Origin of the sequence: Pseudomonas fluorescens (genome assembly GCF_902497875.1) — a bacterium.
GTDB lineage: Bacteria > Pseudomonadota > Gammaproteobacteria > Pseudomonadales > Pseudomonadaceae > Aquipseudomonas > Aquipseudomonas fluorescens_BR.
Window position 1 is genome coordinate 87,187 of sequence record NZ_CABVHY010000013.1, and the last position, 12,420, is coordinate 99,606.

Sequence of the window (12,420 nt, forward strand, 5' to 3'; positions counted from 1 at the left end):
TCCTGTGGCTGCCGCTTCATTGGCGCACAAACACCTAAGCAGCAGTCAGAAACACATTTCGTGCCAGCTCAAGCCCTGGTCTGGAACAACAGGCTGCTGGCATCGCTCAGATTCTGCGCCAGCTTGAGCGCGGTCTCCGATGGAATCTGTCGAATCACTTCACCACTGTCGGTGGCGATCACCTTGACCACTACCTTGCCGGTAGAGTCGTCGATGGAAAAGTCCAGGTTACGCTGGGTAGCCTGCACAAACTCACGAATATCGGTGACTGCCTTTTCCAGTGCCACGCGCTGCGGCTCCTCGGTGGATGCCGGGTCAGCCTCTGCAACAGGCGGTGCCTGGGTAGCAGAGGTGCCACTGGCCTGGGTGGCGCCAGCCGGGTAAACCGCGTTCAGCTTGATGCTCATGTCCATGTCATCACCTCAAAACTGAAAAAAACGAAAGGGCACGTAAACGCGCCCTTCCGTTATTTAACCGCTACCGAGATTACTGAAGCAGCTTCAGAACAGCGGATGGCAGTTGGTTAGCCTGGGACAGGATCGCGGTGGAAGCCTGTTGCAGGGTTTGTTGCTTGGTCAGCTCGGCGGCTTCAGAAGCGAAGTCGGCATCCTGTACGCGGCTACGGGCAGCGGTGGAGTTTTCCGAGATGCTTTGCAGGTTGGCTACGGTGCTGGTGAAACGGTTTTGAACAGCACCCAGTTGCGAACGCTGGGTGTCGATTTGCTGAATCGCGCCGTCCAGAGCCTGGATGGTTTGCTGAGCGCTGGCCGAAGACAGGACGCTCAGGCCAGCAACGGTTGTTTCCATTTTGACGGCGCTAGTGGTCGCCGCTGCAGCGGTGGTCAGACCCAGGGTGGCCAGACCGCTGCCCGAGCTACCGTCAGCAACGGTGATGTCTTTGGTGGAGAACAGGCTCAGGGTGTTGTCTGTCTTGTTGATGCTGGCAGTTACGCCGGTGCTGGCGCTGTTGATGGACGATACGATGTCGGCCATGGTCGAGCCTGCAGTGAACTTCACTTCAGTGCCGTTGAGGCTAACCGAAGTCGCTGAGGTCAGCTTGGCTTCAGTGCTACCAGCGCTCAGGCCGAGCTTGGCCAGTGCGCCTGCACCACCGTTAGCGTTTGCAGCGGTAGTACCGTTACCCAGCTTGATGGCTTTGCCGTCAGCCGAAGTCAGCTGCAGACGGCCTTCAGCGGAAACAGTGGCAGCAACGCCGGTAGCAGAAGCACCAGTGTTGGCGGTGTTGATTTTGGTGGCAATGGCAGCCATGTTGTCGGCAACAGCAAATTGAACGTTAGTGCCATTGATGTTGATTTCAGCGGCGGCAGTCAATGCGCCTGGAACTGCTGGAGTGGTGGAGGTAACACCGCCAGTTACGGTACCGGTGCTCAGACCGGAAGTCGTTGTGCCACCAATGTTAATCGCAGCGCCGGATGCCGACGTCAGGACGATAACACCACCAGCCTTAGTAGCAGTGATATCTGTATTCGATGCTGCGGTCAGGGAGGCGCTGATAGCTGTGATAGTTGTATCGATGTCATCAACAGCACTGACGGTTACGCTAGCGCCATTGACGTCAAAGGTTTCGGCACCGACTGGTGCAACGAAAGCGGCAGCAGTCAAAACACGTGGAGTGGTTGTGGTGACAGCTGGTGTACCGCCAGGCAAAGTAACCGGATTACCAGTTACCGAAGCCGCCAGAGCAGTCAGCGAACCTGCTGCGGTTGCTTCGCTGTAAGTACCCTTCAAACCAGTAGCGCTGATGTCGCTCATGCCGAACGAGATGGTCTGGTTGGCGTCGGAACCGATCTGGAAGCCAACGTTCTGGAAGGAACCGTCGAGCAGGTTACGACCACCGAAAGTGGTGGTAGCAGCGATACGAGTCAGCTCGCCGACTTTAGCGGTGAATTCCTGTTGCAGGGAATCACGGTCAGCCTGGCTTTTATCACCGTTCGCGGAGTTCAGAGCCAACTCACGCAGACGTTGCAGAATGTTGGTCGATTCTTGCATCGCGCCTTCAGCGGTCTGAGCGATGGAAGTACCGTTGTTGGCGTTGTTGATCGCAACGGTCATGCCTTTGACCTGGGAGGTCAGACGGTTGGCGATCTGCATGCCGGCAGCATCGTCTTTAGCGCTGTTGATTTTCAGGCCGGAAGACAGGCGGGTCATCGAGGTGCCCAGGGCATCGCCGGCTTTGTTCAGGTTCCGCTGAACGGTCAACGATGTAATGTTGGTGTTTACTGATAAAGCCATGACGAATTCCTCGTTGGATGAGTGCTGCGGCTTCCGGCCCTGGCAACCGCCGGGTGTGGCCTAGAGAACCTTCGTAATAGTTATCGTCGTGAAAGCGGGTTGCTTGAGGGGTTTTTTGATTTTTTTTACTAGCACCGTGCCACTCCTTGGAATTCAAGGCGTTAGAGCAGCCGCAAAACCTCGATAAGCAAGCGAACGCCAGGCTCAAACCAGCGAAGATCCCCTGTGGGAGCGAGCTTGCTCGCGATGGACGCCCCGCGGTACATCTGAAAAACCGCGCTGCTCCCATCGCGAGCAAGCTCGCTCCCACATTATTAGATTCCCGCTGGCATCAAGACCGTGCCTGCCCGAAACGATCTGTCTGCAACGCAAAACGCCCAAGGTCTTTCAACCTTGGGCGTTTTTGTTGTGGCTCGGTTAGGGCATCAAGGGCGATAAAGAATCGCCGAGCCCCAGGACAGGCCTACACCAAAACCACTGATGGCCACACGGGACCATGCAGACTCGAGGACGTGTTTTTCCAGCAGCAGGGGAATACTCGACGAGACGGTATTACCGGTCTCGACCATGTCCTTGATGAACTTCTCCGGCTCGCCTTCGAAGCGCCGCGCCACGGCGTCGACGATCGCCGCGCTGCCCTGGTGGATGCAGAACGCGTCGATGTCTTCGGGCTTGAGGTCCGACTCATTGAGCAATTCGTGCAGGTGGGCCGGGACTTTCAGCAGCGCGAAGTTGAACACCTGGCGGCCGTTCATGAAGAACACCCCGTCGCTGACCTTCAGGTGCGGCGCGCCGGAACCGTCGGTGCCGAACTTGGCCTTGCCCAGCTGCCAGGGAGCGTCTTCGCCCATCCAGGTCGCGGTGGCCGCGTCGCCGAACAACATGGTGGTGTTGCGATCTTCCGGGTCGACGATTTTCGAGTACGGGTCAGCGGTCACCAACAGGCCATTTTTCAGGCCAGCGGCTTCCATGAAGCCTTTGAGTGCATAGACGCCGTAGACGTAGCCGGAGCACCCCAGGGAGATGTCGAACGCCGCCACGCGGGTCGACAGGCCCAGCTTGTCCTGGACGATCGCCGAGGTATGGGGCAGGCCTTCTTCGTCGCCGTTCTGGGTGACGACGATCAACACGTCGATGGATTCGCGCTTGAGCTGCGGGTTGTTGGCGAACAGCGTGTTGACCGCCTCGACACACAGATCGGAGGTTTCCTGGTCAGCGTCCTTGCGCGGCAGGAATGCCGAGCCGATCTTGCCCAGGATGAATTCTTCGTCTTTATCGAACTTTGCGCCCTGGGCGTAGTTATCAAGCCCGCTCGCTGGCACGTAACTGGCGATGCTTTTTATGCCAATCATTGTGGCTTCCCAATACTGAAAAACTGGAGATCACCGCTCGCACGATCGAGAGGCGCTGACAACAAAGGGGGTCGCCGCGCAAACGAGCGCCGCAAGTGGATGCCAACACCCTGAAAATCGACCTTGCACAGGCCCGGCACCCGCCCATCCTTTTCACACGATACAGTGAAGATGCGCTTTATGACTCATAGGTCACTCAATTTTGCCTGCTTTGTGCAAAACCGTCGAACACCCAGAAGCCGCCGACAGCCGCCAACCTGCCCGACAAGGGCCAAATCCAGGTAAAACAAAGCAAACAACAAGCCAAAACAAAACCGGCCCGCCCTGGATACAGGGCGAGCCGGCGTTCGAGCGAGGGGCTCAGAGCTTGTTGAACAGGCTCAACTGGGAGATTTTCACAAAGGCCAGTTGCGAGGCCTGCAACATCGCCTGCTGGAACGCCAGGTCGATGGCTGCCGTGCTGATATCGGTGTCCGCGATAGCCGACTGGGTAGTCTTGTTCGCCAGGCTCTGGCTGATGTTCTCCGAGCTCTGAATATCGATGGAGCCAAGCCGCGCACCAATGGCGCCACGCACGTTAAGCAATTGCGAAGTGGCGTTGGTCAGGTTGGTGATCGCGGCGTCAGTGGCATCCTTGAGCCGGGCCTCGGCAATGATATCGCCATCGGATGGCGTTTCCAGGGCCTTGCGCAACTGGCTCAGGGTATCCAGCGCGCTCTGGCTGCGATGACTGTTGGCGCCGATCACGAATTGATCGCCGTCCTCAGGCACGCCGGTGATATCAAACTGCACGCCCGCCGCGGTGATCGAAGTGCCGATCATGGTGCCATTGGCAATCGACTTGCTGTCAGCGCTGTACGGCTGGGCATAGACCTCGTAGGCCGGTGCAGTGGTGAACTTGAGGACCACGCCCCCCTTGGGAAAGGTGCTGGCGTAATCGGTCTTGTTGGCGACGCTGGCACCGGTGAGCTGAGCCGTGGAGGTGTTGCCCGGGGTGCGCGACGGGTTGAAGCTGTCGGGCTTGCTCTCCAGGACGAAGATGCGACCCCCGACCGTTGTATCCGGGATGTCCGTGTCCTTGAGGTTCAGGCTGATTTCGAACTTGACCCCGCGCAGCTCGATGCTCGACGCCCCTTCCTTCTTGGCATCGAACACACCGTTGCCGGGGATTTCCGAGGTCACCTCCAGATCGTCTTTGTCGAGCACCTTGTACTGGGTGGCGCTGATGAACTCGATTTTGTAGGGTTCGCCAGTGGCAAAGTTCTTGGTATAGGCTGCGTTCGACGTCATCAGCCCCGCCGACACCACGACCTTGCCGTCATCGACAGCAGGCGCCGTCACCTGCAAGGCGGTCTGGGTCCGGGCGGAGTTGACCGAGTTTTCCAGGATGCTCTTGCCGGTGTCGTTGGTGGCAAGCTTCAAGGTGTCGGAAACCTGCAGGCTCAGGGTCGTTTCATCGCCCTGGTAGGTGTAGGTGCCGTCGTTGTTGCGCACATAGGGTGGCGTCGAGGTCATGGAGCCGCCAAACATGTACTGGCCAGAAGAGTCCTTGCTGTTGAGCAGGCTCATGACCTGGGCTTCCAGCTCACCGATTTCGACCGCAATCGACTTGCGGTCGGCATCGCTGATACCGCCACCGCCCGCACCGCCCGCCTGCAGGGCCAGCTCGCGACCGCGTTGCAGTGCGATATCGACGCTTTCCAGCACACTTTCTTCGTTGGTCAGGGTGTTCTTCAGGGTGCTCATGTTGCCGCTGTACTGGGTCAACATGTTTTGCTGTTGTTGCAGCAGCAGCAACTTGGCCGCGCCCACTGGATCATCCGCCGCCGACTGCAAGCGCACGCCCGACGTGACCTGTTCCTGGGTCTTGACCACGTTGCTGAAGTTCTCGGCGTACTTGTTCGCCGTGAACTCAAAATACTGGGCTGTAGAAATGCGCATCGTCGACGACTCCCTTAAAGACTGTTGATCAGCGTGCTGAAGGTTTCTTGCGCGGCCTTGATGATCTGCGACGACGCGGTGTAGTACTGCTGGAACTTGAGCAAATCCGAGGCTTCGTCTTCCAGGTTGACCCCGGACACCGAGTTTCGCGCGGCCTTGGCGCCGGTGAGGATGGCGCTGTTGGCTGTGTCATCGACCCGCGCCTTGGCCGCCTGGCCACCTACCTGTTCCACCAGGCGACTGTAGGAGCTGGTGATGCTGAACCCGGAGTTGCCGCCCGTCATGCCGACCGTTGGCTTGTTCTGCAATTCCAGCATGGCGTTGGCGTTGCGGTTGTCCGACTTGCCCAAGGCATTGAACTTGACGTCGAAGCTGTCGCCCTCGGCGGGCGCGCCGCTGACTGCGGTGTTGAAGGCGAACGTTTTCGGCTGGCCAAGGCCATCGAGGACCGGCGCGCCGGTGGCATCGCGCATCCGCACATTAATGGTCAGTTCGTTTTTCTGACCCGGGATGATGCTGCCGCCGCCCATGGGGTTGCCCTTGGAGTCGGTCACCGTGTAAGCCTGGGTGCCGGTCAGCGGGTCTGGCTTGCCAAAGGAGATCTTCACCGGCATGCCGTGCTCGATACCGCTCTGCATCTGCGCCAGCGCGGCACCGCCACTGATATCCAGCGGCACCGTCAGCGACGGCGGAGCCATGATCCCGGTGCCATCGTTGCCGGTACTGCTGGCCACCAGCGGTCCGGCGAAGCCGAGCTTGTTGGCGTCGGTCAGCTGGGTGCTCATGTCCACCGCGCCGGAGCGGGTCGGCGACACCTTGAAGCTGTCACCAGGGATAACCGGGCCGGTACCGTCCAGGGCCAGGGTGAAACCGTCGATCACCGGCGGGGTTGCCGAGTTGAGGTCGAAGGAACCCATGGCCAGACCGTCGGAACGGGTGACGCTGTAAAGGTTCGGCGGGGTGCTGAAGGTCACCTTGTAGTCGTGGATCGACAGCTTACTCGTGTCATTGATGGTGACATTCAGGTTGCCGGAGCCGGGGCTGTTGTTCGACGCGCCCTGGCTGCGTTGGCTGATGGCAATGGCACTGTTGATGTTGTTGAACAGCGACGTGCCGAACTCACCGTTAGCGTCCAGGCCCTGGCCCAACTGAGTGTTGATCGCCCCGGAGACCACCAGCGCGGTGCGCCCCAGGTCGTTCATGGCGGGCGCCAGCACGTCATCGCGATAGCGGACCAGACCGCCGATCTTGCCGCCGGTGATGACCGAGGTCACGTCGGTGCTGGTCTGGCCGTAGTTAATGGAGATGTTGTACTGATTCTTGTCGCTATTGGACGGCGTGGCGATCAAGGTATTGGCCGTGCTGCCCAGCACCAGGGACTGACCGGTGCCCAGGGAAATATCGTAGCTGCCATCGCGCTCGTGAACCTTGACCCCGACCAACTCGTTCAACGAACGCACCGCTTCATTACGGGCATCCAGCAGGTTGGCCGGGCCACTGCCGCCGGTGCTCGACTGGGAGATCTGCAGGTTCAGCGCCGCAATGGACGTGGTCAACTGGTTGACCTGACTGGTCAAGGTGCCGAGCTGGCTGTTGATGCCTTCATTTTGCTGATTCAACTGCGAGGAGATCGAGTTGAACCTGTTGCTCAGGGTCTCGGCGCTGGTCAGCAGCAATTGCCGGGAAGAGACGTTATCCGGTGTGGCTGCCGAGGTTTGCAGCGCCGCAAAAAAACTGCTCAGGGCCGTGGTGATACCGGTGGATTTATCCGACAGCAATTTGTCGACGGTGCCGATCTGCTCCAGGTAAGCCTTGGCATCACCGCTCAACGCAGTGGTGGTCTGCAACTGGCTATCAAGGTAGGAGTTGTAGATCCGGCGCACATCCGCCAGGGTTGTGCCGCTGCCGATAAAAACATTGCCGTACTGTTGCGAGCCTGCGCTGGTCTGAACGTTATGCTGGCGTGAGTAACCCGCGGTGTTGGCGTTGGCAATGTTATTACCAACGGTCGCCAAGCCTGACTGGCTCGCATTGAGCCCCGACATCCCGATATTGATCAAACTCATGGTTCAGACCTTATAAAGTCGTGGAGGAGCTCGCCGCAGCGTAGTTCTGGTAGCTCTTCATTTGTTTGGCTATCTGTGAAATCTTGCTGGCGTAGTCCGGGTCGGTGGCATAACCGGCCTTCTGCAACTCGCGCACAAACTGTTCCGGGTTATCGGCCGACTTCAGCACTTCTTGATAACGATTGTTGCTTTGCAGCAAGGTCACCAGGTCATTGAAGCTGTCTTGATAAGAATCGTAGGAACGGAACTCGGCCGTTTCCTTGACCATCTCGCCATTCCTGAACTCGCTGGTGATCGCCCGCGCCTGAGCGCCCTTCCAGCTTTCGCTGGCCTTGATGCCAAACAGGTTGTGGCTGCTGGTGCCGTCCTGCTGGCGCATGACCGATTTACCCCAGCCGGTTTCCAGTGCGGCCTGGGCCACCAGGTAGCGTGGATCGACGCCGATCCGGTCAGCCGCCTGCTGCGCCATGGGCAGCATGGTGGCGACGAATTCGTCTGCCGAACCGAAGGCTTTTTTCGCTGGCGCCAACGGCGGCTGGGCCATGGCCCGACCGTAAACCTGCATCTGCCCTTGAGGGGCGGCAAAGCTTCGCGCGGACTGCCAATCGCCCTTGATGACTGCATCGGCAGCGGCCGTGGTGCGGGCTGGCAACGCATTGTGAGTGCCGGCGACGGCGGCGCTGGTCGCCGAAGGCACGATCCCTGTCAACAAACGGTCGGCGAGCTTGGGTGGTAATGCCAGGCGTCGCTGATTGAGCAGCATCCTGACGTCATGGCTCGCACCTTCGGCAACCGGTTGTGGCGAGCTGCCCGAGCGCGATGCCCACAAGGGACGTTCACCGTTGAGACGACTCAAGGAGCCGTTGGTGCCAGTGGTCCCGGCAGCAATCGGCGTGGCGACCGGCGCCTTGGCCGCGTCTTCAGCGGCGGTCAGGGTCGAGCCGGTCGCCACATGGGCCGATTTGGTTTTCGACATCTGCCGCAGCAGTACATCCGCCAGACCGATACCGCCGCCCTCGCGGGACATGGAAACCGCCAGTTGCTGGTCGTACATTTCCTGGTACTGCTTGGCCGCGGGGGTATTGAGTGGATTGTCCTGGCCCAGCGCATCGGTGGCCGAGCGCATGGACTTGAGCATTTCGTTGAGGAACAGCGACTCGAACTCCTGCGCCACCTTGCGCATGTTGCCATCGCTGTCCTTGTCACCGACCTTGAGCTGGTTAAGCCGGTTGAGGTCGGAATAGGAACCCGAATCGCCGCTGCTGACTCGACCACTTTTCTGGATATCCATGGCTGCCACCTCAAATCACGATCAGGTCGGCTTGCAAGGCGCCGGCCTGTTTCAAGGCTTCGAGGATGGCCATCAAGTCACCCGGCGCGGCGCCGACCTGATTCACCGCACGAACGATTTCGTCCAGGGTGGTACCAGGGCCGAACCTGAACATCGGCTTGGCCTCTTGCTCGGCGTTGACCCGCGAACGCGGCACAACGGCGGTCTGGCCATTGGACAGCGGCCCCGGCTGGCTGACGATCGGGTCCTCGGTAATGGTCACCGTCAGGCTGCCGTGGGTCACAGCGGCCGGCGAAACCTTGACGTTCTGGCCGATCACGATGGTGCCGGTGCGCGAGTTGATAATAACCTTGGCCACCGCCTGGCCTGGATCGACTTCGAGGTTTTCGAGGATCGACAGGTAGTCGACGCGCTGGCTCGGATCGAGCGGCGCCGTCACTCGAATCGAACCGCCGTCGATGGCCTGAGCCACGCCTGGACCGAGCAGGTCATTGATCTTGTCGACGATGCGCTTGGCCGTGGTGAAGTCCGAACGGTTGAGGTTGAGGGTCAGGCTGTTGCCCTGGTTGAAACCACTCGGTACCGCACGCTCGACAGAGGCGCCACCGGGGATCCGCCCGGCCGACGGCACGTTGACGGTGATCTTCGATCCGTCACGGCCTTCGGCGTCGAAACCGCCGACCACCAGGTTGCCCTGGGCGATGGCGTAGACGTTGCCATCGATACCTTTAAGTGGCGTCAGCAGCAAGGTGCCGCCGCGCAGGCTCTTGGAATTACCGATGGAGGACACGGTGATATCCACCGTCTGCCCCGGCTTGGCGAACGCCGGTAAATCGGCGCTGATCGATACCGCCGCGACGTTCTTCAACTGCACATTGCCCGAGCCGGCCGGCACCTTGATGCCGAACTGCGAGAGCATGTTGTTGAAGGTCTGCAGGGTGAACGGGGTCTGCGTGGTCTGGTCGCCCGTGCCGTTAAGCCCGACGACCAGGCCATAGCCGATCAATTGGTTGGAGCGTACGCCCGAGATACTGGCGATGTCCTTCAGCCGTTCGGCGTGAGCGCCGAGGGCTGTGGATAACAGAATGACGGCAGCGACCAGCTGTTTGAAGTTCAAGGTAGCCACCTAGAAAGGGAACAGCGGGCTGAGGAAGAAACGGTCGAACCAGCCTGGCTGACTCGCATCGGCGAACGAACCGGTGCCCGAATAGGTGATGCGCGCGTCGGCGATCCGGGTCGAAGGCACGGTGTTATCCGTGGAAATATCATCGGCGCGCACCAGGCCGGCAATCCGTACCAGCTCGTCACCGGTATTGAGGGTCATCCACTTCTCGCCGCGCACGGAAATGATGCCGTTGGGCAAGACGTCGGCGACGGTCACGGTGATCGAACCGGTCAGGCTGTTGCCCTGCCCGGCCTTGCTGTCACCCTTGGTCGCCCGGTCACCGCTGTAACCGACATCCAGGCTCAGGTTGCCACTCCCAACCGGGTCATTGGTACTCAGGCCGCCACCGAAAAACGAGCTCAGGCCGATATCGGTCTTGCTGTTCTTGTCGATTTGCGAGTTGGCGTTTTTGCTCGCCTGGGTCCTCTCGTTCAGGGTGATGGTGATGATGTCACCGACCCGGAACGCCTTGCGGTCGCCGTACAGGTTCTGTTCGAAGCCGGCCTGATAGATCGAGCCGTTGTTCGCCGCCGCCGGCAACGGGGTACGCGGCAACACTGGCGCGTAGTAAGGGTCATTCGGCTTCGGCGGCGGGGCGACACACCCCGCGAGCACAGCGATCCCACTCAGTGCAAGAACAGAAACAAACCGATTCATGACCCTACCTCACGGTGTTGCAGGCGACCTCAGGCCGCCCCATAGACTTGATTACAGATTCTGCGTTACGAACGAGAGCATCTGGTCGGCGGTGGAGATCACCTTGGAGTTCATCTCGTAGGCGCGCTGAGTGGTGATCATGTTGACCATCTCTTCCACGGTGCTGACGTTGGAGGTTTCCAGGGTGTTTTGCAGCGTCAGGCCAAAACCGTTCAAGCCCGGAGTGCCGATTTGCGGCGCGCCGCTGGCAGCGGTTTCCAGGAACATATTGCCACCGGCCGCTTGCAGGCCAGCCGGGTTGATGAAGTCGGCCGTCTGCAGGTTGCCGATCACTTGCGGAGCCGGGTTACCGGCGATGGTGATCGAAACCGTGCCGTCCTGGCCGACCGTGAAGGTCTGTGCATCGTTCGGCACGACGATCGCCGGCTCCAGCGCGAAGCCGTTGGCCGTGACGATCTGGCCATTGGAGTCCAGGTGGAAGGTACCGTCGCGGGTAAAGGACGTGGTGCCGTCCGGCTGCAGGACCTGGAAGAACCCGCGACCATTGATGGCCATGTCCAGCGGCTGCTCGGTGGTTTGCAGGCTGCCGGCGGTGAAGTTCTTCTGGGTGCCGACGATGCGCACACCGGTACCCACTTGCAGGCCCGATGGCAACTCGCTGTCCTGGGTCGACTGGGCACCAGGCTGGCGTTTGATCTGGTACAGCAGGTCCTGGAACTCGGCACGGTCACGTTTGAAACCCGTGGTCGAGACGTTCGCCAGGTTGTTGGAAATAGTCGTCAGGTTGGTGTCCTGGGCGGACAGACCTGTTTTGGCAACCCATAGAGCCGGAAGCATTCGATTCTCCTCGCGCGCCTGTTTTACGGCGCTACGTTCTGATAATTAGCTGATCTGCAAGACCCGAGCCATGGCCTGGTCGTCTTCTTTGGCGGTGTTCATCATCTTGATGTGCAGCTCGAACTGCTTGGCCAGCGCCAGCACCGAGGTCATTTCTTCGACGGCATTGACGTTGCTCGACTCGAGGAAGCCGGACACCAGTTGCACATTGGCATCGGCATCTGCCGGCTGGCCGTCCTTGGTGTGGATCGAACCGTCCAGGCCCTTGACCATGTTCTTCAGGTCCGGGTTGACCAGCTTGATGCGGTCGACTTGCGCCATCACTCGCGGGCCTTCGCCCATCGCCCTGATGCTGATGGTGCCGTCCTGACCGACTTCGATTTTCTGTTCAGGCGGCACGGCAATCGGCCCGCCGTTGCCCATGACCGGCATACCGTTGCCGGCCCGCAGCACGCCCAGGGCATCGACATTCAGGCTGCCGGTGCGCACATAACCTTCACCGCCGTCGGGGGTTTGCACGGCAATCCAGCCGTTGCCACTGACCGCCACATCGAGGTCGCGCCCGGTTTCCACCAGCGCGCCGGCAGTGAAATCGGTGGCCGGACGCTCGGACAGGGCAAACGCCCGCGCCGGAAAGCTGTCACCAAACACCGGCATCGACCGCGCCTGCTCCAGGTCGCGCTGAAAACCGTTGGTGGAGATGTTCGCCAGGTTGTTGGCATGCGCCTTTTGCGCCAGTGCATTCTGGCTGGCGCCGGTCATTGCCACGTAAAGGTACTTGTCCACAGTCTTTCCTCTGTCTGCCGGACGTTTGCCGCCCACCGCTGTACTGCTGAGCCTCAAGCAATAACTGCACCA

Annotated in this window: 10 protein-coding genes; all 10 read right to left on the bottom strand. The window is 60.1% G+C overall.

The annotated features are described in order from the left end of the window. Positions 1-68: 68 nt before the first annotated feature. Positions 69-413, bottom strand: coding sequence for a flagellar protein FlaG (locus tag F8N85_RS14985; protein WP_150804343.1), 345 nt, complete (start codon positions 411-413; stop codon positions 69-71). Between the two features lie 73 nt (positions 414-486). Continuing rightward, a complete protein-coding gene (locus F8N85_RS14990) occupies positions 487-2,253 on the bottom strand; it encodes a flagellin (RefSeq protein ID WP_150804344.1) in 1,767 nt (588 codons plus the stop codon). 425 nt (positions 2,254-2,678) lie between these two features. After that, positions 2,679-3,605: a ketoacyl-ACP synthase III gene (locus tag F8N85_RS14995; RefSeq protein ID WP_150804345.1), complete on the bottom strand. Its 927-nt coding sequence runs from the start codon at positions 3,603-3,605 to the stop codon at positions 2,679-2,681. A 360-nt stretch (positions 3,606-3,965) separates the two neighbouring features. Further along, positions 3,966-5,546 (bottom strand): flagellar hook-associated protein 3, encoded by a 1,581-nt coding sequence (locus F8N85_RS15000; RefSeq protein ID WP_150804346.1) that lies wholly within the window; start codon positions 5,544-5,546, stop codon positions 3,966-3,968. Between the two features lie 14 nt (positions 5,547-5,560). Then, the gene (flgK, locus tag F8N85_RS15005; RefSeq protein WP_150804347.1) at positions 5,561-7,612 is read right to left on the bottom strand and encodes a flagellar hook-associated protein FlgK; all 2,052 of its coding nucleotides are present in this window, start codon (positions 7,610-7,612) and stop codon (positions 5,561-5,563) included. 10 nt (positions 7,613-7,622) lie between these two features. Beyond that, on the bottom strand, positions 7,623-8,903 hold the full coding sequence (gene flgJ / locus F8N85_RS15010; RefSeq protein ID WP_150804348.1) for a flagellar assembly peptidoglycan hydrolase FlgJ: 1,281 nt from the start codon (positions 8,901-8,903) through the stop codon (positions 7,623-7,625). 10 nt (positions 8,904-8,913) lie between these two features. Beyond that, entirely contained in the window at positions 8,914-10,020 is a 1,107-nt protein-coding gene (locus tag F8N85_RS15015; protein WP_150804349.1) for a flagellar basal body P-ring protein FlgI, read from the bottom strand. 9 nt (positions 10,021-10,029) lie between these two features. Beyond that, positions 10,030-10,725: a flagellar basal body L-ring protein FlgH gene (gene flgH, locus F8N85_RS15020; RefSeq protein WP_150804350.1), complete on the bottom strand. Its 696-nt coding sequence runs from the start codon at positions 10,723-10,725 to the stop codon at positions 10,030-10,032. 51 nt (positions 10,726-10,776) lie between these two features. Then, a complete protein-coding gene (flgG, locus tag F8N85_RS15025) occupies positions 10,777-11,562 on the bottom strand; it encodes a flagellar basal-body rod protein FlgG (RefSeq protein ID WP_150804351.1) in 786 nt (261 codons plus the stop codon). A gap of 45 nt (positions 11,563-11,607) precedes the next feature. Beyond that, on the bottom strand, positions 11,608-12,348 hold the full coding sequence (locus tag F8N85_RS15030) for a flagellar basal body rod protein FlgF (RefSeq protein WP_150804352.1): 741 nt from the start codon (positions 12,346-12,348) through the stop codon (positions 11,608-11,610). Positions 12,349-12,420: the final 72 nt, after the last annotated feature.